Origin of the sequence: Marichromatium sp. AB31 (genome assembly GCF_003718685.1) — a bacterium.
Classification (GTDB): domain Bacteria; phylum Pseudomonadota; class Gammaproteobacteria; order Chromatiales; family Chromatiaceae; genus Marichromatium; species Marichromatium gracile.
In genome coordinates, this window is record NZ_RHFI01000002.1 from 206,094 (window position 1) to 231,027 (window position 24,934).

Genomic DNA, 24,934 nt, shown 5'->3' on the forward strand with positions numbered 1-24,934 from the left:
CGGCCGCGGGCGGCCATCATAGCAACCGCGCCGGGGCGTCGCTGCGCTAACATGGAGCGGCAACGCTATCCCCGGAGTCCTCCATGCCCACACACTACATCGAGCGCATCCTCCGCGCCCGCGTCTACGACGTCGCCTGCGAAACCCCGCTGACCAAGGCACCGCTGCTCTCCGCCCGACTCGACAACGCCGTCTATCTCAAGCGCGAGGACCTGCAGCCGGTGTTCTCGTTCAAGCTGCGCGGGGCCTACAACAAGCTCGTCGGACTCGACGCCGAGGCGCGTGCGCGCGGGGTGATCGCCGCCAGCGCCGGCAACCACGCCCAGGGCGTCGCCCTCGGCGCCAAACGCCTGGGGATCACCGCCACCATCGTGATGCCGCGCACCACCCCGGCGATCAAGGTCGGCGCGGTGCGCCGCCTCGGCGCCAAGGCGGTGCTCCACGGCGACTCCTATGACGAGGCCTATGCCCATGCCATGGCGCTGGTCGAGGCGCAGGGGCTGACCTTCATCCATCCCTTCGACGACCCCGAGGTGATCGCCGGCCAGGGCACCATCGGCATGGAGATCCTGCGCCAGCACCCGACCCCACCCGACGCCATCTTCGTCCCGGTCGGCGGCGGTGGGCTGATCGCCGGGATCGCCGCCTATGTGAAGTGGCTCTATCCTCAGGTGCGGATCATCGGCGTCGAGCCCGAGGAGGCGCCGACCCTGTACCAGGCACTCGCCGCCGGCGCCCCGGTCGAGCTCGAACGGGTCGGGCTGTTCGCCGACGGGGTCGCGGTCAGGCGCATCGGCGAGGAGACCTTCCGCATCGCCCGCGAATACGTCGACGAGGTGGTGCTGGTGAGCACCGACGAACTCTGCGCCGCGGTCAAGGACATCTTCGACGACACCCGCGGCATCGCCGAGCCGGCCGGGGCGCTCGCGGTGGCGGGGATGAAGCGCTATGTCGCCACCCACGACATCCGCGACCAGCAGCTGGTGGCCATCGAGAGCGGCGCCAACGTCAACTTCGATCGGCTACGCCATGTCGCCGAGCGTGCCGAACTCGGCGAGCGTCGCGAGGCCCTGCTCGCCGTCGCCATCCCCGAGCGGCCGGGCAGCTTCCTCGCCTTCTGCAAGCTGCTCGGCAGGCGCCAGATCACCGAGTTCAACTATCGCTATGCCGATGCCCGTCAGGCCCAGGTCTTCGTCGGGGTCGAGCTGAGTCGGGGCCAGTCCGAGCGCGAGGAGCTGACCGCCAAGCTCGCCGCCAAGGGCCTCGAGGTCGTCGACATGAGCGACAACGAGACGGCCAAGCTGCACATCCGCTTCATGGTCGGCGGACACGCGCCGGGGATCGCCGACGAGGTGCTGGTGCGCTTCGAGTTCCCCGAGCGCCCCGGCGCCCTGCTCAACTTCCTCACCGCCATCGGCAAGCGCTGGAACATCAGCCTGTTCCACTACCGCAACCACGGCGCGGCCTATGGCCGGGTGCTGCTCGGCGCCCAGGTGCCGGCGGGCGAACGCGCCAACTTCCGCGCATCGCTCGACGCGCTCGGTTACAGCTATTGGGAGGAGACCGACAACCTCGCCTACCGACTGTTCGCCGGCGCCGGGCCGCTCAGCACGGCGGACGCCGATAACGCCGACGCTCGGTGAAGACCGCATCGAGCGCCACGTCCCAGGGGCGTGGCGCGATACGCTCGAGACGCTGACACTCGTGGGCGATGCCGAACAGCCGTGGCCGGCGCCAGCGACGATGACGGCGCAGGTGCGCCAGGGCGCGGTCGTAGAAACCGCCGCCCATGCCGATGCGATGACAATCGGCATCGAACCCCACCAGCGGCACCAGCACCAGATCGAGCTGCCTCACCGGGCGGATCGCACGACCGCGCGCACAGGGTTCGGGAATGCGGTAGCGATTGGGACACATCCGCCGTCCCGGCTGGTGGCGCACGAACCACAGCGTCGAGCCACGGGCCGGCGCCGGGCGACGCAGCACCGGCAGATAGAAGTCATGCCCGCGTCCGCGCAGGGTCTCGATCAGCGCACGCAGATCGGGCTCACCGTCGCTCGGCCAGTAGAGCGCGATGCGGCGGGCGCGCAACAGCGCGAGTTCGCGCCCCAGCCGTCGCGCGAGCGCGCGGGCATGCAGACGCTGGGTCCTCGCCCCGAGCGCGCGACGACGCTGGCGCAGGGTACGGCGCAATGATGGGAGAGAGGGATCGGACATCAAGGGATGGGGTAAAGGACACCCCCCACGGGTGCCGTCGCAGGCCTTCGTTCTTGAACCAGAGGGTTCAAGTGGGAACAGTCAGCAATGGCATCAGGCTTTCCGCTCGGGGCGGACATGCACAACAGCCTTGCGGTCATGCTCCCAGGGTCGAGATTAGGCTCAAGAAAATACCCAGACCGCTGTCGAACACTACAGGGGGTGTCGCAGTGACAGGCTAACCCTTTTCGGGCGATGCGTCCAGGGGGGGTACGGCGTGCGCGAGCGCCTCGGCGAGCTGCCCCTGAAGATGCCCCAGACGCTCCACCAACACATCGTCGCGGGGCACCCCGCCGGCGCGCTGGAGCTGGATCAGCTCATGGGCGATGTTGAGCGCCGCGATCACCGCGATGCGGTCGGTACCGATCACCCGCCCGGTCTGGCGGATCTCGCGCATCCGGCCATCGAGCAGCCGCGCCGAATCGCGCAGGCCCTCTTCCTCGTGCGGCTCGCAGGCGACCCGGTAGTCCTTGTCGAGGATACGGATGCTGACCTGCAGCGGTTCATCGCTCACAAGCTCTCCTCCATCGCACGCAGCCGCGAGAGCATCGCCTCGACCCGGCTACGCGCCTGTTCGGTCTTCTCGATCAACTCGCCGCGCTCGGCCACCAGCGTCTCCTGACGCACGCGCAGCGAGGCGTTCTCCTCGCGCAGCCGCTGATTGAGCCGGATCAACGCAGCGACCTGCCGTTCCAGTTGGTCTAGATCGAAATCGGCCAAGGTGCGTGACTCCATTGCAGTTCAGCGCACTATAGAAGGGGCTCGGAAGAGGGTCAATCGGGCGCCGGCCACCGGGAGATTGCCTTAACCTCAAGGGCGCAGCGGCCAGCAACCAGCAACCAGCAACCAGCAACCAGCAACCAGCAACCAGCAACCAGCGGGATGGTGCACACGAAGAAGGCGACCAGCAACCAGCCTTCAGCTGCCAGCGTCGGTTTGCAGTCAACTGCAACGCCATAAGACAAGCCCGCTCCCCGCACTGGAGGCTGACAGCTGGAAGCTCAGACAGCTGATCGCTCCTCCCGGCAACCAGGGCACCCGTCGGCGCGCGCGCGCACCCACTGGCGGCTGACAGCCGCAGGCTGGTCGCTCTGCCCCTTCGCGGCTTTGCGGTTCAATCCTCCCAGCGACCGGCGACCGGCGACCGGCGACTGGCGACTGATGGCTGATGGCTGATGGCTGATGGCTGATGGCTGATGGCTGGCGGCTGGCGGCTGGCGGCTGGCGGCTGGCGGCTGGCGGCTGGAACCCATGCTATGATCGATTGTCGATTCACCGCGACGAGCGCGCCCCATGCGCCACGGAGGTTGCCACGGACATCGACGACACCCGGCTCGACCAACTCCTTGAGGCGAGCCCACTCACCCCGACCGCGAGCGAGGCGCACGGCATGCTGTGCGGCTTGATCTGCGCCGGTATCACCGACCCCGAGCAACGCTGGCTCGACCAGCTGCTGCCCGCCAGCTCGCCCCAGGCCGACGCCGAGCAGTCCGAGGCGGCCCCGCCCGAGGCTGAGACCGCCCCCGTCGACAGCGAGGAGGCCGAGGCCGCACGCGAGGAGACCCGCGCCGCACTCGGCGAACTCGCGCGCGCGACCCGCGCCGCACTCGCCGACGAGGACTACGGCTTCAGCCCGCTGCTGCCCGACGAGGGCGCACCGCTCGCCCAGCGCGCCACCGCGCTCTACGACTGGGTACGCGGCTTCCTCTACGCCTTCGGCATGCTCGGCATCTCCGAGCAGGGACTCTCCGAGCAGGGGCGCGAGATCCTGCGCGACTTCGCCGACATCACCCGCATGGACCTCAACGACCTCGACGACAACGAGGAGAACGAGGCCGCGCTGACCGAGATCATCGAGTTCACCCGCGCCGCCGCACTGCTGATCCATGACGAGGCCCCGGCACGCCAGGACAGCGACCAGGGACAGGGCACGGCATGAGCGCCAGCGAGTATCAACGCCGACGCGCCGCGCTGGCCGAGCGCATCGGCCCGGAGGCGATCGCCATCGTCCCCGCCGCGCGCGAGACCGAGCGCAACGCCGGGGTCAATCACCCCTTCCGCCAGGACAGCGACTTCCGCTATCTCACCGGCTTTCCCGAACCCGATGCGATCGCGGTGATCGTCCCCGGGCGCGCCGAGGGCGAATTCGTGCTGTTCTGCCGCGAGCGCGACCCCGAGCGCGAGCAGTGGGACGGTCGACGCATCGGCGCCGAGGGCGCGGTGACCGACCACGGGGTCGACCAGGCCCATACCCTCGCGGAGCTCGATCAGCGGATGCCCGAGCTGCTCGCCGGACGTACCCGGCTGCATTGCCCGATCGGCGCCGACGCGGCCTTCGAGGCGCGCATCCAGGACTGGCTCGGGCGCGCCCGCGCCGCCACCCGCGACAGTGCTCCGGTGCCCGAGACCCTGACCCGGATCGGTGTCGCCCTGCACGAGCTGCGGTTGCGCAAGGATCCCGCCGAGATCGCGCTGATGCGCCGCGCGGCCGAGATCTCGGCCGCGGCCCATCGTGCGCTGATGCGTCGTTGCCGACCGGGCCTGCCCGAACTCTCGCTCGAGGCCGAATTCCAGTATCGCTGCGCCGATGCCGGCGCGCGCCTCCAGGCCTACCCGCCGATCGTCGCCGGTGGCGCCAATGCCTGCATCCTTCACTACACCGAGAACGACGCCCTGCTGCGCGACGGCGAACTGGTGCTGATCGACGCCGGCGGCGAGTTCGAGGGCTATGCCGCCGACATCACCCGCACCTTCCCGGTCAACGGCCGCTTCAGCACCCCGCAGCGCGAACTCTACGACCTGGTGCTCGAGGCCCAGCGCGCGGCGATCGCCGTCGCCCGCCCCGGCGCCAGCGTCGATGCCCCGCACCAGGCCGCACTCGGCGTGCTCACCCGCGGGCTGGTCCGTCTCGGCATCCTCGAGGGCGACCCCGAGACGCTGTTGCAGGAGGGCGCCTATCGCCCCTATTACATGCACCGCACCGGCCACTGGCTGGGCATGGACGTGCACGACGTCGGCCGCTATCGCGATCAGGACGGCGCCTGGCGGGCGCTCGAACCGGGCATGGTGATCACCGTCGAACCCGGGCTCTACATGCCCGATGATGCCCAAGTCCCGATCGCCTATCGCGGCATCGGCATCCGCATCGAGGACGATGTGCTGATCACCGCCGACGGCCACGAGGTCCTCACCGAGGGCGCGCCCAAGGACCCCGAGGAGATCGAGGCGTTGATGGCGAGCTGAGAACGCCCGGACACCCTCAACAGATGTAGACAGACCCGCGAGAGAGCTATGCACGAGTACGATGTGGTGATCGTCGGCGGCGGGCTGGTCGGGGGCGCCCTGGCCTGCGCCCTCGCCCCGACCGGACTCAGGATCGCGCTGGTCGAGGCCGTCGCCCCCGAAACCATGCGCCAGCCGAGCTATGACGAGCGGGTGATCGCCCTCTCGCTCGGTAGCCAGCGCATCCTCCAGGGCATCGGGCTGTGGCCGCGCATCGCCGCCGAGGCCGAACCCATCCGCAGGGTCCACGTCTCCGATCGCGGACACTGCGGCTTCACCCGCCTCGATCATGCCGAGCTCGGCGTCGAGGCGCTCGGCCAGGTGGCCCCGGCGCGGGTCATGGGGCATGCCATCCGCACCCGGCTCGCCACCCTCGACACCCTCACCACCCTGTGTCCGGCGCGGCTCTGCAACCATCGACTCGAGGGCGACCGGGTCACGCTCGACCTGCACTGTCAGGGACGCGACCTCCAGCTCGGCACCCGGCTGCTGGTGGCCGCCGACGGCGGCGACTCGGCCATCCGCGCCCGGCTCGGGCTCGGCACCCGGGGCCACGCCTACGGCCAGGACGCCATCATCACCACGGTCACCGCCGATCACGCCAGCCCCGGCACCGCCTACGAGCGTTTCACCGAGAGCGGTCCGCTGGCGCTGCTGCCGATGACCGAGGGGCGCTACTCGGTGGTCTGGACCTGCCGCGAGGACGAGACCGCCGAGCTGCTCGCGCTCTCCGACGCCGACTTCATCGCGCTGCTGCAGGCGCGCTTCGGCCACCGGCTCGGCCGGCTCGAACGCCCCTCGGCGCGCCAGGCCTATCCGCTGCGACTCGCGCTCACCCGCGAGCCGGTACAGCAGCGCGTGGTGCTGATCGGCAACGCCGCCCACACCCTCCACCCGGTCGCCGGTCAGGGCTTCAACCTCGGGCTGCGTGACGTCGCCGCGCTCGCCGAGGTGCTCGCCGAGCCGGCCGGGCGCGCCGATCCCGGCGGACCCGAGACCCTCGCCGCCTATCGTCGCTGGCGCGGCGGCGACCAGCTCGTCACCGGGCTGGTCACCGACCTGCTGGCGCGGGTCTTCGTCAACCCGTTGCGCCCGGTGCTCGGGTTGCGCGCCGCGGCGATGCTCGGCATCGACCTGCTCCCCGGCGCCCGCCAGCGGGTCGCGCGACGCTTCATGGGGCTGGAAGGAACCCAGCCCCGCCTTGCCTGTGGTCTACCCCTGAGGACGAGCCATGTCTGATCCGGACGCGACCCACGACCTGCTGATCGTCGGCGGTGGCATGGTCGGCGCGCTCTGCGCCGCCGCCTGTGCCGACAAGGGACTGCGCATCGCGGTGATCGAGCCGCGCGCCCCGATGCTCGACTGGGCGGAGGGCACGCGCGATCTTCGCGTCTGCGCGCTCAGCCGTGCCAGCCAACGCATCCTGCAACGGCTCGGGGTGTGGGAGCGCATCCTCGCGCTCGGCGCCAGCCCCTATCGCGAGATGCGGGTGTGGAGCGGCAAGGGCGGCGGCGTGCACTTCGACAGCCGCGCGCTCGGCGAGCCCGATCTCGGCCATATCGTCGAGAACCGGGTCATCCAGCGCGCGCTCTGGGAGCATCTGTCGGCACACACCGAGGTCGAGCTGATCACCCCGGCGCGGATCACCGAGTTCACCCACGACGCCGACCTCACCCGACTCGGCCTCGATGACGGCCGGCGGCTGCAGGGTCGACTGCTGGTCGGCTCCGACGGGCGCGACTCCCAGGTCCGCGCCCTCGCCGGGATCGAGACCTATGGCTGGGACTACGACCAGCGCGCCATCGTCGCCACCGTGCGTCCCGAGCACGGTCACCAGGAGACGGCCTGGCAGCGTTTCCTGCCAAGCGGGCCGCTGGCCCTGCTGCCGCTGCGCGACGGCGCCTGCTCGCTGGTCTGGTCGGCCACCGAGCAACGCGCCGAGACGCTGCTCGGGCTCGCCCCGGCCGCCTTCTCCGAGGCGCTCACCGAGGCCAGCGAGGGGCGGCTCGGCAGGCTGGTGCTCGAGGGCGAGCGCGCCGCCTTCCCGCTGCGCCTGCAACACGCCAAGCGCTACGTACAACCGGGGCTTGCGCTGATCGGCGATGCCGCCCACGCCATCCATCCGCTCGCCGGTCAGGGGGTCAACCTCGGCTTCCTCGACGCCGCCGAACTGGCCGCCGCGCTCGACCTGGCACGCGCCCGCGGACGCGCGATCAACGGCTGCTGGACGCTGCGTCACTACGAGCGCGCGCGCCGCGGCGACAACCTGGCGATGCTCGCCGCCATGGACGGCTTCAAGCGGCTGTTCGGCAACACCAACCCGTTACTGGCGCGACTGCGCGGTCTGGGGCTCAGCGCCACCGATCGCCTGCCCGCGCTCAAGCGCGCCTTCATCGCGCGTGCCCTGGGCCTCGGCGACGACCTGCCGCCACTGGCGCGCCCCTGAGCCCGGCCACGCCACACCCGAATCGGAAAAGCATCCAAGGGGGACCACCGACATGTCCGCGAAGAACGCCTTCTACGCCCAATCCGGCGGCGTCACCGCCGTCATCAACGCCTCGGCCTGCGGCGTGCTCGAGACCGCGCGCCAGCATCCCGACCGGATCGGCAAGGTCTATGCCGGGCGCAACGGCATCATCGGCGCGCTCACCGAGGACCTGATCGACACCTCGGCCGAGTCCGACGAGGCGATCGCCGCGCTGCGCTACACCCCGTCCGGCGCCTTCGGCTCCTGTCGCTACAAGCTCAAGAGCCTGGAGGCCAACCGCCGCGAGTACGAGCGCCTGATCGAGGTCTTCCGCGCCCACGACATCGGCTACTTCTTCTACAACGGCGGCGGCGACTCGGCCGACACCTGCTACAAGGTCTCCCAGCTCTCGGCCAGCCTCGGCTACCCGGTGCAGGCGATCCACATCCCCAAGACCGTCGACAACGACCTGCCGATCACCGACAACTGCCCCGGCTTCGGCTCGGTGGCCAAGTACATCGCCACCTCCACCCTCGAGGCCTCGTTCGACGTGCGCTCGATGGCCAAGACCTCGACCAAGGTCTTCGTGCTCGAGGTGATGGGCCGTCACGCCGGCTGGATCGCCGCCGCCGGGGCGCTCGCCGAGGACCACGGCATCCCGGTGCTGGTGCTCTTCCCCGAGGTCGAGTTCGACCAGACCCGTTTCCTCGCCGCGGTGCAGGAGAAGGTCGAGCGTCACGGTTTCTGCACCGTGGTGGTCTCCGAGGGCGCGCATCACCCCGATGGCCGCTTCCTCGCCGAGCAGGGTACCCGCGACGCCTTCGGCCACGCCCAGCTCGGCGGCGCCGCGCCGGTGGTGGCGAACATGGTCAAGGAGGCCTTCGGCTACAAGTTCCACTGGGCGGTGGCCGACTATCTGCAGCGCGCCGCACGTCATCTCGCCTCCAAGACCGACGTCGAGCAGGCCTACGCCATGGGCCGCGCCGGGGTCGAGTTCGCCCTCGCCGGGCACAACGCGGTGATGCCGACGGTGCGCCGTCTGAGCAACGATCCCTACGCCTGGGAGGTCGGCGAGGCCCCGCTCGCCGAGGTCGCCAACGTCGAGAAGTTCATGCCCAAGGAATTCATCTCCGCCGACGGCTACGGCATCACCCAGGCCTGCAAGGACTACCTGATCCCGCTGATCCAGGGCGAGGACTACCCGCCCTTCGAGCGCGGCCTGCCCAAATACGTCACCCTCCAGAACCGCGCCGTCGAGCGCAGACTCGGACTGTTCGAGGTCTAGACGGCCAGCCGCCAGCCGCCAGCCGCCAGCCGCCAGCCGCCAGCCGGGCGATGATGGCGGATGCCCCGCAGCTGGTGGCTGGACGCTGATGGCTGACCGCTGAAACCCACCGAAACCGCCCGCGATTGGGATTCCGTCACGGGGATCGTCTACAATCCGTCGCTTTCCGTCGCGCGTGTGCGTCGGGGGATCGACCGCCCCCCGGGCCTGCGTGCGCGCCGCGACAACCACCCCTCGCAACCATCAGAGTACTTACATGGATCTGAAGAAAGTCTCCAGGGGCGACAACGTCCCCAACGAAATCAACGTCATCATCGAGATCCCGGCCCGCTCCGAGCCGGTGAAGTACGAGATGGACAAGGACACCGGCGCGATGTTCGTCGACCGCTTCATGTCGACGGCGATGTACTATCCCTGCAACTACGGCTATGTCCCCCACACCCTGTCGGCCGACGGCGACCCGGTCGACGTGCTGGTGGCCACGCCCTATCCGCTGCTGTGCGGCTCGGTGATCAAGTGCCGCCCGATCGGCGTGCTGAAGATGACCGACGAGTCGGGCGACGACGCCAAGGTGTTGGCGCTGCCGATCGACAAGCTCTACAAGGGCTATCGTCACATCACCAACTTCCGCGACATGCCCGAGCACCTGCTCGACCAGATCGCCCACTTCTTCGAGCACTACAAGGATCTCGACGAAGGCAAATGGGTCCGTGTCGACGGCTGGTTCGGCCGCGAGGAGGCGCGCCAGGAGATCATGGAGAGCGTGCGCATGTTCGACGAGGCCCCGGAGAAGCCGGCCTTCTGATCCGCGTCCCGCCCGCCCCTGGGCGGGCGGCGCCCCGACCGACGGAGCCCCGCCGATGGACGATCTCACCCATTTCGACGACCAGGGCGCGGCGCGCATGGTCGATGTCGGCGACAAGCCCTCGACCCGGCGCGGCGCACTCGCCGCGGGCCGCATTCGCATGCACCCCGCAACCCTCGAGCGCATCCGTCAGGGCGGCGCCGGCAAGGGCGACGTGCTCGGCGTGGCGCGCATCGCCGCCATCATGGGCGCCAAGCGCACCGCCGATCTGATCCCGCTCTGTCATCCGCTCGCGCTCTCGCGGGTGGAGATCGCCTTCACCCCCGACGCCGAGACCAGCACCATCGAGTGCAGCGCCCGGGTCGAGACCACCGGTCCCACCGGCGTCGAGATGGAGGCGCTGTGCGCCGTCCAGGTCGCGCTGCTCACCATCTATGACATGTGCAAGGCGAGCGATCGCGGCATGATCATCGAGCAGGTGCGCCTGATCGAGAAGCACGGCGGCCGCTCCGGACACTGGCAGCGCCCCGTCGAGGCTTGACGCCGCCCCGCCACTCAGGCATCCCTACCCATCCCGGCGCCAGACGCCATTCCCCTCGCCCACACAGCGACCAATCCAGCACGCACACTCCATGAATCCCTTCTATCAACGCGCCCACTTTCTCACCTCGGTCCCGAGGATCGATCAGGCCCCGACCGACAGCGGTCGCGAGGTCGCCTTCGCCGGTCGCTCCAACGCCGGCAAATCGAGTGCCATCAACACCCTCTGTCACCAGAAGGCGCTGGCGCGCACCAGCAAGACCCCGGGCCGTACCCAGCACCTGGTGTTCTTCGAGCTCGACGAGCAGCGCCGTCTGGTCGACCTGCCGGGCTACGGCTACGCCAAGGTCGCCGAGTCGATCAAGCGCCAGTGGCAGCAACATCTGGCCACCTACCTGATCGAGCGACGCGCGCTCGCCGGGCTGGTGGTGGTGATGGACATCCGTCATCCGCTCTCGGCCTTCGACCGGCAGATGATCGCCTGGGGGCAGGAAGCGGAGCTGCCGCTGTTGCTGCTGCTGACCAAGGCCGACAAGTACCGCAAGGGCGCGGCACGCGCCGCCGAACTGGCGGTGGCCAGGGAGCTGCGCGAGGCCGGCGACCTGATCACGGTACAGCGCTTCTCCTCGCTCGAACGACAGGGCGTCGAGGACGTGCACGCCTGGCTCGATGCCCGGCTGGCGGTCGGCGAGGAACTCACCGACTGAGGCGGGAGGACAGGCGCCCGGAACGACCGGGCGCGTGCCCGGCGACGTCGCAACGGACGTCGCCTGCGGGTCACTCGATCACATAGATCTCGACCCGGCGGTTGCTGGCGCGACCGCTCGCGGTGGCGTTGCTGGCGATCGGCTCGGCCTCGCCGATACCCTCGGCCTCGACCCGCGCGGCCTCCAGCCCACGCTCGATCAGTCCCTGGCGCACCGCCTCGGCGCGCTGGCGCGAGAGTTCCAGGTTGATCGCATCGCTGCCGGCGCTGTCGGTATGACCGACGATCCGCAGGGTCAGCCCCGGATTGTCGGCGAGCAGCGCGACGATACCATCGAGCACCGGCAGCTCGCCGGCGGGCAGGGTCGCCGCCCCCGAGGGGAAGCGCAGGGTGTCGTTGGCCAGCCGCAGCCGCATCCCCTGCTCGGTGTAGCTCGCCCCCAGCTCGGCCAGGCGTTGGTAGAGCGCGCGCACCCGAGCGGTCTCGGCGCGCTCGGCGGCGAGCGCCGCGCTCAGCGCCTCGACCCGCCCCTCAACCTCGGCGTCGTCGGCCTGCTCGGCGAGCGCGGCATCGGCCTCGGCCAGCCGTGCCTGCTGCGCGGCGAGCTGCGACTCCAGCTCGGAGATCCGCGCCTCGCGCGCCGCCAGCCGCTCGCGCAGACCGGCATCGGCATCGGCACCGGCGGCGAAGGCCGCCAGCTCGTCCTCCAGCTCGGCGATCCGCGCCTGCGCCGCGGCGAGGGCCTGCTCGAGCTCGCTCACCCGCGCCGCGGTGGGACGGGCATCGAGTTCGGCACTCAGCGCCTGATGCCCGGCCTCCAGCTCGGCGAGCGCGGCCCCCAGCTCGGCGATCCGCGCCTCGCGCGCGGCCAGCTGCTCGCGCAGCGCGGCACTGGCATCGGCCCCCTCGGCGGCGGCCGCCGCCTCGGTCTCCAGTCCCTCGATGCGGGCCCGCGCCTCGCCGAGCGCGCGTTCGAGCTCGGCAAGCTGCGCTGCGCTCGGACGCTCGGCGAGCGCGGCCTCGGCCTCGACCCGCTGCTGACCGACCGCCACCAGCCGCGCTTCCAACTCGCTGATCCGCGCCTCGCGCGCGACCAGGGTCCGGTTCAGTTCGGCGAGCTCGGCCACGGCCTCGCCGGCCTCGGCGGGACGTGTCTCGAGCGCCGCCAGCGCCTCGTCGTAGGCGATCTTGAGCTGCTCGAGCTCGGCGCCGCGCGCCTCGGCCTTGGCCTCGGCCTGCTCCAGCGCCTGGCGCAGATGGGCGCAGTCGACCTCGTACTTGGCGCGGGCGGCGGCATAGTCCTCCTGCAGCAGTTCGAGCTTGGTCTTGAGCTCGGCGATGGCCTGACGATCGGCCTCCGAGGGCACGACCCCGAGGTTCTGCGCCAGACGCAGCAGCTCGGCATCCATCGGGGTGGTGGTGGAGAGATGGATGCGCTCGTTGAGATGACGCTCCAGGGTCTCGATGTGGGCACGATGCTCGGCCGCGGTGGCGGCGATCGTCTCATGGACCCGGGAGAGATCGTCACGCAGCGCGGCGATGGTCTCCTCGGCCTGCTGATAGCGCGCCTCGAGCTCGGCATAGGCACCGCTCGCCTGGGCACGCTCGGAGTCGAGATCGACCTCCATCGCCTGATGGCGCTCGAGCAACGTCTGGTAGCGCTCCTCCAGGCCCTGCTTCTCGCCGAGCAGCGCGGCGAGTCGCTGCTCGAGCTCACTCAGCTGCTCCGCGTGCTCGGCGCCCAGCCGATCGAGCTCGGCGGCCAGCAGCTCACGGCGCGACTCGGCATCGGCGAGCCGGGCATCGAGCTGGCGGGCATTGCGCTCGGCCTGGGCGAGCGCGCTCTCCTGGCTGTCGAGCTGTTCATAGAGCCGGTCGTCATACCACTCGTAGAGCAGATAGACGCCGATCAGGGCGACCAGCAGGAACAGCGCAACCGGTCTCCAGAACGTGGAGCTGGTATCGGACATCGTCACCTCCTTGGGGTGGCTCGTTCGGTCGTTGTTCTCGTGCGTGGCCGACGGGAAACCCCAAGCGGACCACGGTTGAATGACCGATTATCTCGCATTTAACCGACAGGCCGCACATCCGACGGATCAGCAGCATGACAGCGCGCGTCCGCTCACTCCCCAACCGGCAGCCCGTGACCTGCGTAAAACATGAACGGCGCGCGGGCCTCGCCCGGCGCGCCGTTCATGTCTTGTACGCCTGATCGAGAGGACAGCGCCAGCCGCCACCGGCCAAGCGCTGGCGGCTGACGATCCCGTCGAGGTTCAGCGCCGCTTGCGCTCCACCGTGGCCAGGGTCTGCTGGGCGATCTCCAGCTCCTCGTTGGTGGGGATCACCCACAGCTGCACCCGGCTCTCGGCGGTGCTGATACGCAGTCCGGCCTCATCGGCGCGACCGGCGTTGGCCGTGGCGTCGAGCTCGATGCCCAGCGCCTCGAGACCGGCGCAGGCGCCGGCTCGGACCTCGGCGGAGTTCTCGCCGATCCCGCCGGTGAAGACGATGGCGTCGACCGCGCCGAGCTCGGCGTAATAGGCGCCGATGTACTTCTTCAACCGATGGGTCATCATCCCCAGCGCCAGCTCGGCACGCTCGTTGCCGCGCTCGGCCAGGCGCACCACCTCGCGCATGTCGTTGACGCCGCAGATGCCGAGCAGCCCGCTCTGACGATTGAGCATGTGGTCGATCGCCTCGGCGTTGAGCCCGAGGTGCTTGCTCAGATAGATCGGCACCGCCGGATCCATGTCACCGCAGCGCGTGCCCATCACCAGCCCCTCGAGCGGGGTCAGCCCCATCGAGGTGTCGACACAGCGGCCGTTGCGGATGGCGCTGGCGCTGGCGCCGTTACCGAGATGCATGGTGATCAGGTTGCACTGCTCGAGCGGCTTGCCGAGCAGCTCGGCGGCGCGCTTGGCGACATAGTGGTGCGAGGTGCCGTGGAAGCCGTAGCGACGGATGCGGTGCTCGGTGTAGAGATACTCCGGGATCGCGTAGCGATAGGCCGTCGGCGGCATGGTCTGGTGGAATGCGGTGTCGAACACCACCACCGAAGGGACGCTCGGGAAGTGCTTGCGCGCGACCTCGATCCCGGCCAGATGACCGGGGTTGTGCAGCGGCGCGAGCGGGATCACCTCGTGGAGCTCGGCGAGGACATCGGCGTCGACGATCACCGGGTGCTTGAAGTGCGGCCCGCCGTGGACCACCCGATGGCCGATGGCGCTGAGTTCGGAGACGTCGCCGAGCACGCCGTGCGACTGCAGCGTCTCGACGATGAAGTCGATGCCTTCCTGGTGCGAGGGCACGGCGAGATCGTTCTGATCGCGCTGCATCACCCCATCGGCGTCGAGCCATTCGAGACGCATCTCGCCCTCGGTCTCGCCGATACGCGCGACCATGCCCGAGGCGATGGCGGTCCAGTCTTCGCTGCGGAAGAGCTGATATTTGATCGAGGAACTCCCCGAGTTGAGGACCAGCACCTTCATGCCTGGATCTCCTGTTCGGTCTGCGCCTGGATGGCGGTGATGGCGACGGTGTTGATGATGTCGGTCACGGTACAGCCGCGGCTGAGGTCGTTGACCGGCTTGTTGAGCCCCTGGAGCACCGGCCCGATGGCCACCGCCCCGGCGCTGCGCTGCACCGCCTTGTAGGTATTGTTGCCGGTGTTGAGGTCGGGGAACACCAGCACGGTGGCATGTCCGGCGACCTCGCTGTCGGGCATCTTCGAGCGCGCCACGTTGACGTCGACGGCGGCGTCGTACTGGATCGGACCCTCGATCTTGAGATCCGGACGACGCTCGCGGGCGAGCCGCGCGGCCTCGCGCACCCGCTCGACGTCCTCGCCCTTGCCCGAGCTGCCGCTCGAATAGGAGAGCATCGCCACGCGCGGCTCGAGGCCGAAGGCCGCGGCGGTCTCGGCCGAGGTCACGGCGATCTCGGCGAGCTGCTCGGCGGTCGGGTTGGGGTTGACCGCACAGTCGCCGTAGACCAGCACCCGGTCGGGCAGGCACATGAAGAACACGCTCGAGACCAGCTCGACGCCGGGCTTGGTCTTGACCGTCTCGAAGGCCGGGCGGATGGTGTGCTGGGTGGTGTGCACCGCGCCCGAGACCATGCCGTCGGCGTCGCCCACGTGCACCATCATGGTACCGAAGTAGCTGACGTCCTCGAGCACGTCGAGCGCCATCTGCTCGGAGATGCCCTTGTGCCGGCGCAGCTCGTAGTAGGCCTTGGCATAGCGCTCGCGCTCCGGCGCCGTGGCCGGGTCGAGGATGCGGATCCCCTCGAGCTTGAGTCCGAGCTCGCCGATGGTGCGATGGATCTCGTCGGGGTTGCCGAGCAGGGTGAGGTCGGCGACCTGGCGCAGCATCAGGATCTCGGCGGCGCGCAGCACCCGCTCGTCGTTGCCCTCGGGCAGCACGATGCGCTGGCGCCGCGCCTTGGCGCGCTGGATCAGCTCGTACTCGAACATCAGCGGGGTGACCCGCTCGGAACGCCGCCCGGTGAGCCGGGTGCGCAGGTCGTCGACGTCGACGTGCGCCTCGAACAGCCCCAGCGCGGCGGCGATCTTGCGCGCATCGCCGGGGAGGATGGTCGACTCGATACCGTGCAGGTTCATCGCCGTGGTGAAGGTGTCGGTCGGCACCTGGAGGATGGCGACCTTGGTGCGACGCAGCCCCTCGATGAGCTGACGCACCTTGTCCGAGGGTTCGATGCCGCCGGTGAGCAGCAGCCCGGCCACCCGCGGGAAGGCGGCCGAGGCGTCGGCGGCGAGACTGGCGAGGATGATGTCGGCGCGATCACCCGGGGTGATGATCAGGCTGCCGTCCTCGACATAGCCGAGGAAGTCGGGCACCGCCATGGCGGCGATCTTGTAGCTCGACACCACCTGGTTCATCGCGTCATCGTCGCCGTAGAGACGCTCGGCGCCGAGCGCCTGACAGACCTCGCCCACCGTCGGCATGCCGAGCTCGGCATCCTCGGGGATGACGCAAACGTTCTCCTTGTCGGTGAGCAGGTCGCGGGCACGGTCCTTGACCGTCTCCACGCACTCGGGCTCGACGCCGTTGACGATGCTCACCAGGAAGTCGCCGCCACGCTCGCGCATCAGTTCGTGAGCGATGTGCAACGCATCCTGCGCCTCCTGCGGGGTGCGGCCGAAGCCCTTGACCACCGCCACCAGACCGCAGCCGAAGTGACTCGCCAGGTCGGCGTTGAAGCTGAGCTCGAGCGAGGGGATCAGACCGTTGTAGTCGGTCCCGGCGCAGACCACCAGGTCGCAGCGCTCCTCGAGCATCTTGAACTTGTTGAGGATCAGCTTCAGCAGCTCGTCGTAGCGGCCACTGCCGATCAGCTGACGGGCGGTCTCGACCGTACAGCCGTAAAGCATCTCGGGCGGGAACGGCAGATCGTAACGGCTACGGATCAGCGCGGTCAGGTTGTCCTCGGTCGCGCCCCGGGGGGCGAACGGCCGGAAGAACCCGACCTTCTGCTTGACCGACGAGAGCATCTCCATGAAGCCGAGCACGACCACGGACTTGCCGCTACCGCGTCCGGCGCCGGCGATATAGACGCTTTGCATTATTCTTCCTCTTACGGGGCATGACGATCGTGCGCGATCGTCAGACCGTCAAAAACAGCGACGCGGAAAAATAACAGATAATAACCATGCCGGGATCGCGCTATTTCAATGACGTAGCGCCGGACTCCCTGATTTTCCCAACACTAGCACTGTACACGAAACGGTCGATTTCACTCTCCGGGCGTCTCCACGCGCGCCCGCCAGCGACCATAGGGAAGGTCGCGATAGGCGCGGCTGTCGATGTATTCGAGCACCCGCCCGAGCCGATAGAAGCTCGCCACCGAGTCGACCCGCAGCAGCTCACGACCACGCTCGTCGAAGAACAGCACGGACGGCGCATAGAACAGGCCCAGCTCGGCGGCCCAGTCACGCGCACGGACACGCCGACCGTCCGGGGTGATCACCGGGGTGGGGGCATCCATGTCGAGCTGTACCGCGTCGATCCGGGTGAAAGACGCATCCAGCCCGGTCCCGCGCAACACCTGGCCGTGGAGCACGTCGCAGGCATGACACTCGCCGCGCTCGAAGAAGACCGCCAGGGGCCGTTCGGCAGGGAAGCGACGATCGAGGTTGTGCGGCGGCGGCTGGAAGAAATCGGCCTCGTTGAGCGCGTCGAGCTCGAACACCAGACGATTGTCGCCACGGGCGAGATAGTCGCGGAAGGACTCGTCTCGATAGTGGGCGTCGGCGACGTATTCGAGCGCGGCGCGAAACTGATAGGGCGGGTAGTAACCGCGCAGCCGCAGCGCCAGTCGTCCCGCGGCGTCATAGAACAGGATCGTCGGGGTGAAGTCGGCCTGCTCGCGCAGCGCCAGCGCCCGCTCGCTGAGCACCGCGCCGTCGATGGCGGTGACCTCGGCCACGCCCCAGGCATCGAGTGCGACGACGTCGAAATGACGCCGGGTGTAGTCGCGGATGTCGGCCTGGCCGAACACCTCGTCCATCAGCAGATGACAATAGGCGCAGCGGCGCTGGCCGACATAGACCATCAGCCCGCGCTTGCCCGCCGCCACCGCCCTGGCCAGATCATCGGGAAGATCGAACAGGGTCTCGGTGAACCAATCGGGGTGTTCGAGCAGGGTCGCGCGCGGGCGATCGTCGAAGGCCCCACCGCCCTCCTCTGCCACCGCGGCGATCGTCACCCCCAGCAGAGCAGCGGCCAGCCATACTCGAATGATGGTCATGCGGATCCCTCCCGATATCGACCCCAGCGGTGACGGCGCGCCGCTCAGCCCCCGGCGGCGAGCGCGCGCTGCGCGAGAAAGAGCGCGGCGATGGCACGGGCCTCGTCAAAGTCCTCGCGCGCGAGCAGCGCATCGAGCGCGTCGAGGCGCCAGGGGACCACCTCGATCTCCTCGGGCTCGTCGCCCGGCAGGCGACTCGGATAGAGGTCCTGGGCAAGCACGATCAGGCTGCGATGGGCGATATAGCCGGGCACCAGCGAGACCCGATCGATGATGCGCAGCGTCCGCGCCCCATGCCCGACTTCTTCCTGGAGTTCACGGTTGGCGGCAGCGAGTGGATGCTCGTCGGGCTCCACCACCCCCTTGGGCAGACCGAGTTCGTAACGTTCGCTGCCGGCGCCGTACTCGCGGATCAGCAACACCGTCTCGGCATCGAGCATCGGCACGATCATCACCGAGTCGTTGCCGCTGCCGGGCACCCGCTCATAGGTACGCCGCGCGCCGTTGGCGAACTCCAGATCGATCTGCTCGACCCGGAACAGTCGACTCTCGGCGACCACGCGACGGTCGAGGATCTTGGGTTTGGACCGCATCAGGGACTCCTTGCAGGGATGAGAGCGCCGCGGCGGCCCGACACCGGGCACGCGGCTCGAAACCACCATAACCGAAGGCCGCCGGGGCGCGGCGGGTTGGCGTCGCGCCCGGGCATCGGGCATCCTCTGCCCCACCGGCCCCGACCCAAGGCAGCGGTCACCCACTCGCAACCAACCTCCGGCGCAGCACATGACCCCAGAGCCCATCGACATCGACTGGACGCGGATCGACACCGTCTTCCTCGACATGGACGGCACCCTGTTGGACCTGCACTTCGACAACCACTTCTGGCTCGAACACATGCCCCGGCGCTACGCCGAGGCGCGCGGCATCCCGGTGGCGACGGCCAGGGCCGAGCTGCACGCCCGCTATCACGATCTCGCCGGCACCATCGATTGGTACTGTCTCGATCACTGGAGCCGCGAGCTCGGCTTCGACGTCGCCCTGCTCAAGCGCGAGGTCGAGCACCTGATCGCGGTCCACCCGCGGGTGGTCGAGTTCCTCGAGCTGCTCGGCGCGCGCGGCAGACGCCGGGTGCTGGTGACCAACGCCCACCAGCGCGCGCTCGCGCTCAAGCTCGAACGCACCCGTCTCGCCGGTCATTTCGAGCACATCATCTGCGCCCATGACCTCGGCGCGGTCAAGGAGACACCGGGATTCTGGTCGCGGGTGCAGACCATCGAGCCCTTCGACCCGACGCGCACCCTGTTCGTCGACGACAACCCGCAGGTGCTGCGCGCGGCCCACGACTACGGCTTCGGCTGGCTGCTCGCCGTCGGCGCGCCCGATTCACGCGCCGCGCCGCGCCGCGTCGAGGGCTTCGCCACCATCACCGACTTCGGACAGCTGATCCCCGGACTGGACGCGGCTCAGTCGACCGGCTCGATCTCCTCGGGCTTGGGCGACTGAACGCCTGTTTCCTGACTGGTTGAGGGCTTGCGCCGACGCCGCCGACGCCTCTTGCGCGGGGCCTCGGCCTGGCTGGCATCGGTCTCGGTGGGGGGCTGGGGGGCGGGATCGGTGGCGGGATCGGTGAGGGCACAGGAGGCCGGGGCGTCCGAGACCTTGGTCGAACGCCGTCGACGCGGGCGCGGCGGCTGCGCGGACGACTCGGTCGAGGCGTCACGGGTCGAGCCTTCGCTCTCCGCGACCGGCTCGGCCGATCTCGGTCGCGCGCTGCGTCTGCGCCCATCGCGTTCGCCATGGCCGCGCTCACCACGCTCGCCGGAACGATGCCCATCGCGACGCGCGCGCTCGGGACGCAAGCGGCTGCCGGGATCGACCTCGGCGAGCAGGCCCGGATCGACCGGCTCGACGGTGATCTTGGCGTCGATATAGGCCTCGATGTCGGGCAGACAGAAGGCATAGGTCTCGCAGACGAAGCCCACGGCATCGCCCGCGGCGCCGGCGCGCGCGGTGCGCCCGACGCGATGGACATAGTCCTCCGGGTCCTCGGGCAGGTCGAAGTTGACCACGTGGGTGACGTCGGGGATGTGCAGCCCGCGCGCGGCCACGTCGGTACCGACCAGCACCGGCAGCGAACCCTCGGTGAACTCGCGCAGCAGGCGCAACCGCTGTTTCTGCGGCACGTCGCCGGAGAGCACGGCGGTGTTGATGCCGTTGCCCTGCAGATAACCCCAGACGCGATCGGCCTCGCGCTTGGTGTTGACGAAGACCATGATCCGCGCATCGCCCTCGAGCCAGCCGCGCGCCAACCCGACCAGCAGCGGGATCTTCTCCTCGTTGGCGGTCATGTAGCAGCACTGGCGCACCCGATCGGCGGTGACCTGCTCGGTCTCGATCTTGATCAGGCGCGGCTGGTTCATGTGCTCATAGGCGAGCTCGGTGACCCGGTAGGAGAGCGTGGCCGAGAACAGCAGCCCCTGACGCGACTCGGGCGGCGGCATCCGCCGCAGCAGGAAGCGGATGTCCTTGATGAAACCGAGGTCGAACATGCGATCGGCCTCGTCGAGCACCACCACTTCGATGCCGCGCAGGTCGAACACCCGCTGCTTGAAGTAGTCGATCAGCCGTCCCGGGGTGCCGATGAGGATGTCGACACCTGCGGCCAGCTCATCGCGCTGTTTCTGATAGCCGGTGCCGCCATAGGCCAGCCCCAGACGCAACCCGGTGTGGGCGCCGAGGGCGAGCGCGTCCTTGTGGATCTGCACCGCCAGCTCGCGGGTCGGGGCGAGGATCAGCGCCCGCGGTCGACAGATGGTGTCGGCGGCATCGCGCGGCTCGGCGGGGTGGCCGAGCAGCCGCTGCATGGTCGCGAGCAGGAAGGCTGCGGTCTTGCCGGTGCCGGTCTGTGCCTGACCGGCGATGTCATGCCCCTCCAGGGCGATCGGCAGGGTCTCGGCCTGGATCGGTGTACAGTGGGTGAAACCGGTCTCGGCGAGACCCGCGAGGATCCGCGGATCAAGCGCCAGCGAGTCGAGGCGCGTCTGGGAGAGGTGTGTGTCTGTCATGACGTTTCGGGTATCCCTGAGCTACAGACCTCGCGGACGGGCAAGGCTTGCAAATTCTCTTCGCTTTGGATCAAATAGCATCTTACCCAAGGGCCCATATCAACGCCAATTCGCCCGCCCGCTCCACAGCCGACCCGCGCGACGCCTCAACGGCGAGTTCTCACGCCCTTCACCACACGAATTCAACGGGAGACGACTCCAGTGAGCGACAGCATCGTCCACGTGACCGATGACACCTTCGAGGAAGAGGTGCTGAAATCCTCCAAGCCGGTGCTCGTAGACTACTGGGCCGACTGGTGCGGTCCGTGCAAGATGATTGCCCCGGTCCTCGATGAGATCGCAAGCGAGTACGGCAAGGACCTCAAGGTCGCCAAGCTCAACATCGACGACAACCCCAACACCCCTCCCCGTTACGGCATCCGCGGCATCCCCACGCTGATGCTGTTCAAGGATGGCGAGGTCGAGGCGACCAAGGTGGGCGCCGTCTCCAAGTCGCAGCTGACCGCTTTCATCGACAGCAACCTCTGACACCCGGCAACCAACCAGCGCGCGGCGAGGCACCCGCGCGTTTGAGGCGATCGACTTTCTAATTTCCACGGGGCGTCCGCCCGGACGCCCCCTCTCCGGTGGGCTGCTGTCCTGCAGCCGCATCCTCTCGCGACACCGATCCTTCTCGCGGGGCGCTGCCCACCAGCCACGACCTCTGTCTTTAACGATAACCGTGATGAATCTAACCGAACTCAAGAAGACGCCTGTACCCGAGCTGGTTGCCCTTGCCCAATCGATGGACATCGAGGGTGTCGGACGCTCTCGCAAGCAGGACCTGATCTTCGCCATCCTCAAGGCACAGGCCAAGCGTGGCGAGGACATCTACGGCGACGGCGTGCTCGAGATCCTGCAGGACGGATTCGGGTTCCTGCGCTCGGCCGACGCCTCCTATCTCGCCGGCCCCGACGACATCTACGTCTCGCCCAGCCAGATCCGGCGCTTCGCGCTGCGCACCGGCGACACCATCTCGGGCAAGATCCGTCCGCCCAAGGACGGCGAGCGCTACTTCGCCCTGCTCAAGGTCTCGGACATCAACTTCGATCGCCCCGAGAACGCCAAGTCGAAGATCCTGTTCGAGAACTTCACCCCGCTGTTCGCCCAGGAGCGGCTCACCCTCGAGGTCGGCAACGGCAGCACCGAGGACATCACCGCCCGCACCATCGACCTGGTCGCCCCCATCGGCAAGGGTCAGCGCGGCCTCATCGTCTCGCCGCCCAAGGCCGGTAAGACCATGATGCTGCAGAACATCGCCCAGTCGATCGGTCACAACCACCCCGACTGCTACCTGATCGTGCTGCTCATCGACGAGCGTCCGGAAGAGGTCACCGAGATGGCCCGCTCGGTGCGCGGCGAGGTCATCTCCTCGACCTTCGACGAGCCGGCCACGCGTCACGTCCAGGTCGCCGAGATGGTGATCGAGAAGGCCAAGCGTCTGGTCGAGCACAAGAAGGACGTGGTCATCCTGCTCGACTCCATCACCCGCCTGGCGCGCGCCTACAACACCGTGGTGCCCTCCTCGGGCAAGGTGCTCACCGGCGGCGTCGACGCCAACGCGCTGCAGCGTCCCAAGCGCTTCTTCGGCGCCGCGCGCAACGTCGAGGAAGGCGGCAGCCTCACCATCATCGCCACCGCGCTGGTCGACACCGGCTCGCGCATGGACGACGTGATCTACGAGGAGTTCAAGGGCACCGGCAACATGGAGATCCACATGGATCGCCGTATCGCCGAGCGTCGCATCTTCCCGGCGATCAACATCAACCGCTCCGGCACCCGCCGCGAGGAGTTGCTGATGGGCCCGGCGGAACTGCAGAAGATGTGGATCCTGCGCAAGATCCTGCACCCGATGGACGAACTGGCGGCCATGGAGTTCCTCTTCGACAAACTCAAGGCGACCAAGACCAACGACGAGTTCTTCTCCTCGATGAAGGGCTGAACGACCGCAGCTCGCCCCGAACACGCCAGGCGCGCGGCGTCACCGTCGCGCCATCGGCCCCGCCATCGCCGCACGTCCGCAACACCCCGCACCGCCCCCGTCTCTCCCCCCGCCCCGTCACCGGACATGCCGCACGGACGGTCGTCAGGGCACGGATCCCGAAAAGACATCGCCCCGGCCCGGCACGAGGCCGAACCGGGGCGATGGAGATGCCCGCCGAACCCGCTCCCGCGCGTCCGGCGAAACGACTCAGTTGGCGCCGAGTCGGCTCAGCACATCGAGCACCTCGGCATCGACCAGACCATTGACGGGCAGCTCGCGCACCCGCTGGAAGACCTTCAGCGCCTCGCGCGTCTGCGGCCCGAAGCGACCGTCGACACCACCGCCGTAGACCCCGAGCCCGCGCAGCGCGGCCTGCACATCACGCCGCTGCTCGAGGCTCAGTTCGCGATCGAAGGTCTCGGCGTCACCCGCCTCGGCCTGCTCGCTCACCCCCGCCTCGACGACCGGCGCACCGACCTCCAGGGGACGCGCCTCGACCCAGATCACCGCATCCTGCGACAGCTCCTTGCCCTCGTGCGCCTTCTCCGGGCCACTGCCGAGACAGGCGAAGCCCCACACCCCGGGCGTCGGGATGCCGAAGGTGAAGCGCCCGTCGCTATCGGTGATGGCGACGATCGCGGTCGCCGGCACCGTGCCCAGGGTGTCCTCGCCGAAGGCGTTGGCGGTCATGTCGATCTCGGTGTTGATGTACTCGATCTCGCACTCGGCGCCGGCCACCGGCTGGCCCTCGGCGAGCAGCTGACCGGTGAAGGTGCCGCCGGCAAACACCTGATAGGGCTTGTTCAGCGGCACGATCTCGGTGGGCAGGCCGAGCGGCTCGCTCCAGTTGGTGGGCATCGCGCCCTTGTTCAGATAGGACTTGGTGATCTGCTGGATATAGATGTCCTCGCTACCCTCGTAATAGGGCGCGGGTACCAGCGCGAACACATAGTCACCGTTGCGCCGGACCTTGTAGGTCGCCTGATAGGCCTTGGCCTGGTTGTGGGCGCCCTGCCAGGTGATCGGCTGCAGCGCGTCCTTGAGGTCGATGCGCTGGTCCTTGAACTGGACGAAGAAATCGAGCGGCTCGCCCATGTCCATGGCGTGGCCGTTCTCCATCGGGTGCCCGAACACCAGCTTGAGATCGACCTCGGCCGGCGACTCGAGCATGGTCTCGGGGGTGTAGAGCAGCTGGAAGTGCGCCTGGGCGGCGCCGGTGCCGAGACCGAGCGCGGCGGCCGAGGCGAGGAGTGCGAGAGGGGTCTTCATCATCGTGGCTAGGGTTCCGGTGTCAGAAAGCGGGGTATTGCGGCCAGCGCGGCTGGCCCTTACTCGACGATGTCCTCGCCGTCGATCTCGATCTCGTGACCGGGACCGGCGTCGAACACCACCTTGTACTCGCCATCGGGCTTGTCGAACTCGAACTCGCTGTCCTCGGTCATCGCGCCCTCGATGACGGCGCTGCCGCTGGCGTCGAGCACGCGGATCGCCACGCCGGAGGCCGAGGAGCCGTCGGAGAAGCCGCCCTCGCAGAAGACGGTGCCGTCACCGTTGTCGTAGCAGGAGCACAGCGGCGTGTGGGCCAGGGCCGGGGTGGCGGCCAGGGTGGCTGCGAGCAGCGTCAGTGGCGGCAGGATCTTGCGCATCGAACTCTCCAGATTGCGATTTTCGTCGTCGCCGGGATCGGCATCCCGGTCGATTTCGGGGCGCGAGAGACCTTACCCCAAGAGGGCATAA

At 68.8% G+C, this 24,934-nt stretch carries 22 protein-coding genes, 1 other RNA gene and 1 pseudogene; 12 read left to right on the plus strand and 12 right to left on the minus strand.

Annotated features, from left to right (window positions below; genetic code table 11):
* Positions 1 to 74 precede the first annotated feature (74 nt).
* A pseudogene (gene ilvA, locus EBL84_RS03225) lies at positions 75 to 1,643 on the plus strand (threonine ammonia-lyase, biosynthetic); the annotation flags it as partial.
* Here ilvA and EBL84_RS03230 read toward each other — a convergent pair.
* From EBL84_RS03230 to EBL84_RS03245, 4 genes are all read right to left on the minus strand, one after another.
* Positions 1,606 to 2,217: a 5-formyltetrahydrofolate cyclo-ligase gene (locus EBL84_RS03230; protein WP_123139499.1), complete on the minus strand. Its 612-nt coding sequence runs from the start codon at positions 2,215 to 2,217 to the stop codon at positions 1,606 to 1,608. The pseudogene ilvA and the gene EBL84_RS03230 overlap by 38 nt on opposite strands.
* Positions 2,218 to 2,235: 18 nt before the next feature.
* A non-coding RNA gene (gene ssrS, locus EBL84_RS03235) (6S RNA) lies at positions 2,236 to 2,421 on the minus strand.
* 13 nt (positions 2,422 to 2,434) lie between these two features.
* Positions 2,435 to 2,770: a cell division protein ZapA gene (locus tag EBL84_RS03240; RefSeq protein ID WP_005222309.1), complete on the minus strand. Its 336-nt coding sequence runs from the start codon at positions 2,768 to 2,770 to the stop codon at positions 2,435 to 2,437.
* Positions 2,767 to 2,976: a TIGR02449 family protein gene (locus tag EBL84_RS03245; RefSeq protein WP_223806062.1), complete on the minus strand. Its 210-nt coding sequence runs from the start codon at positions 2,974 to 2,976 to the stop codon at positions 2,767 to 2,769. The genes EBL84_RS03240 and EBL84_RS03245 overlap by 4 nt, the downstream gene beginning before the upstream one ends.
* Before the next feature lie 544 nt (positions 2,977 to 3,520).
* Here EBL84_RS03245 and EBL84_RS03255 point away from each other — a divergent pair.
* The 8 genes from EBL84_RS03255 to yihA all read left to right on the plus strand — a co-directional run bounded on the left by EBL84_RS03255 (position 3,521) and on the right by yihA (position 11,342).
* Positions 3,521 to 4,195, plus strand: a complete 675-nt coding sequence (locus EBL84_RS03255; RefSeq protein WP_223806063.1) for a UPF0149 family protein — start codon at positions 3,521 to 3,523, stop codon at positions 4,193 to 4,195.
* Positions 4,192 to 5,499, plus strand: a complete 1,308-nt coding sequence (pepP, locus tag EBL84_RS03260; RefSeq protein WP_123139501.1) for a Xaa-Pro aminopeptidase — start codon at positions 4,192 to 4,194, stop codon at positions 5,497 to 5,499. The genes EBL84_RS03255 and pepP overlap by 4 nt, the downstream gene beginning before the upstream one ends.
* Before the next feature lie 48 nt (positions 5,500 to 5,547).
* Positions 5,548 to 6,777 carry a 2-octaprenyl-6-methoxyphenyl hydroxylase gene (gene ubiH, locus EBL84_RS03265; RefSeq protein ID WP_062273259.1) on the plus strand — a complete coding sequence of 410 codons (1,230 nt, stop codon included), beginning with the start codon at positions 5,548 to 5,550 and terminating at the stop codon, positions 6,775 to 6,777.
* A complete protein-coding gene (locus EBL84_RS03270) occupies positions 6,770 to 7,984 on the plus strand; it encodes a UbiH/UbiF/VisC/COQ6 family ubiquinone biosynthesis hydroxylase (protein WP_123139502.1) in 1,215 nt (404 codons plus the stop codon). Before ubiH ends, EBL84_RS03270 begins: the two co-directional genes overlap by 8 nt.
* Before the next feature lie 52 nt (positions 7,985 to 8,036).
* A complete protein-coding gene (locus EBL84_RS03275) occupies positions 8,037 to 9,290 on the plus strand; it encodes a 6-phosphofructokinase (protein ID WP_123139503.1) in 1,254 nt (417 codons plus the stop codon).
* A gap of 256 nt (positions 9,291 to 9,546) precedes the next feature.
* Positions 9,547 to 10,095 carry an inorganic diphosphatase gene (gene ppa / locus EBL84_RS03280; protein WP_005224447.1) on the plus strand — a complete coding sequence of 183 codons (549 nt, stop codon included), beginning with the start codon at positions 9,547 to 9,549 and terminating at the stop codon, positions 10,093 to 10,095.
* 55 nt (positions 10,096 to 10,150) lie between these two features.
* Entirely contained in the window at positions 10,151 to 10,636 is a 486-nt protein-coding gene (gene moaC / locus EBL84_RS03285) for a cyclic pyranopterin monophosphate synthase MoaC (RefSeq protein ID WP_123139504.1), read from the plus strand.
* 91 nt (positions 10,637 to 10,727) lie between these two features.
* Positions 10,728 to 11,342: a ribosome biogenesis GTP-binding protein YihA/YsxC gene (yihA, locus tag EBL84_RS03290; RefSeq protein ID WP_123139505.1), complete on the plus strand. Its 615-nt coding sequence runs from the start codon at positions 10,728 to 10,730 to the stop codon at positions 11,340 to 11,342.
* A 70-nt stretch (positions 11,343 to 11,412) separates the two neighbouring features.
* Here the strand turns inward: yihA and EBL84_RS17515 are convergent, their stop codons facing one another.
* From EBL84_RS17515 to nudE, 5 genes are all read right to left on the minus strand, one after another.
* Complete coding sequence (locus EBL84_RS17515; RefSeq protein WP_123139506.1) at positions 11,413 to 13,311, minus strand: OmpA family protein; 1,899 nt, start codon at positions 13,309 to 13,311, stop codon at positions 11,413 to 11,415.
* A 303-nt stretch (positions 13,312 to 13,614) separates the two neighbouring features.
* Positions 13,615 to 14,829 (minus strand): acetate/propionate family kinase, encoded by a 1,215-nt coding sequence (locus EBL84_RS03300; protein WP_123139507.1) that lies wholly within the window; start codon positions 14,827 to 14,829, stop codon positions 13,615 to 13,617.
* Positions 14,826 to 16,925, minus strand: a complete 2,100-nt coding sequence (pta, locus tag EBL84_RS03305; protein ID WP_123139508.1) for a phosphate acetyltransferase — start codon at positions 16,923 to 16,925, stop codon at positions 14,826 to 14,828. Before pta ends, EBL84_RS03300 begins: the two co-directional genes overlap by 4 nt.
* Before the next feature lie 170 nt (positions 16,926 to 17,095).
* Entirely contained in the window at positions 17,096 to 18,109 is a 1,014-nt protein-coding gene (locus tag EBL84_RS03310) for a thioredoxin fold domain-containing protein (RefSeq protein WP_123139509.1), read from the minus strand.
* Positions 18,110 to 18,153: 44 nt separating this feature from the next.
* The gene (gene nudE, locus EBL84_RS03315; protein WP_123139510.1) at positions 18,154 to 18,702 is read right to left on the minus strand and encodes an ADP compounds hydrolase NudE; all 549 of its coding nucleotides are present in this window, start codon (positions 18,700 to 18,702) and stop codon (positions 18,154 to 18,156) included.
* A gap of 190 nt (positions 18,703 to 18,892) precedes the next feature.
* On the opposite strand from nudE, the gene yrfG reads away from it, so the two are divergent.
* A complete protein-coding gene (yrfG, locus tag EBL84_RS03320; RefSeq protein WP_123139511.1) occupies positions 18,893 to 19,612 on the plus strand; it encodes a GMP/IMP nucleotidase in 720 nt (239 codons plus the stop codon).
* On the opposite strand, the gene EBL84_RS03325 is transcribed toward yrfG, so the two are convergent.
* Positions 19,573 to 21,174, minus strand: a complete 1,602-nt coding sequence (locus tag EBL84_RS03325) for a DEAD/DEAH box helicase (protein WP_123139512.1) — start codon at positions 21,172 to 21,174, stop codon at positions 19,573 to 19,575. The two genes, yrfG and EBL84_RS03325, sit on opposite strands and share 40 nt — an antisense overlap.
* Before the next feature lie 201 nt (positions 21,175 to 21,375).
* On the opposite strand from EBL84_RS03325, the gene trxA reads away from it, so the two are divergent.
* Together trxA and rho are read left to right on the plus strand one after the other, a co-directional pair.
* Positions 21,376 to 21,702 (plus strand): thioredoxin TrxA, encoded by a 327-nt coding sequence (gene trxA, locus EBL84_RS03330; protein WP_062273231.1) that lies wholly within the window; start codon positions 21,376 to 21,378, stop codon positions 21,700 to 21,702.
* A gap of 196 nt (positions 21,703 to 21,898) precedes the next feature.
* Complete coding sequence (rho, locus tag EBL84_RS03335) at positions 21,899 to 23,155, plus strand: transcription termination factor Rho (RefSeq protein ID WP_005224458.1); 1,257 nt, start codon at positions 21,899 to 21,901, stop codon at positions 23,153 to 23,155.
* 249 nt (positions 23,156 to 23,404) lie between these two features.
* Here rho and EBL84_RS03340 read toward each other — a convergent pair whose 3' ends face one another.
* Both EBL84_RS03340 and EBL84_RS03345 read right to left on the minus strand, forming a co-directional pair.
* Positions 23,405 to 24,469 carry a DUF4198 domain-containing protein gene (locus tag EBL84_RS03340; RefSeq protein ID WP_200189292.1) on the minus strand — a complete coding sequence of 355 codons (1,065 nt, stop codon included), beginning with the start codon at positions 24,467 to 24,469 and terminating at the stop codon, positions 23,405 to 23,407.
* 56 nt (positions 24,470 to 24,525) lie between these two features.
* Positions 24,526 to 24,843 (minus strand): hypothetical protein, encoded by a 318-nt coding sequence (locus EBL84_RS03345; protein ID WP_123139514.1) that lies wholly within the window; start codon positions 24,841 to 24,843, stop codon positions 24,526 to 24,528.
* Between the last annotated feature and the right edge of the window lie 91 nt (positions 24,844 to 24,934).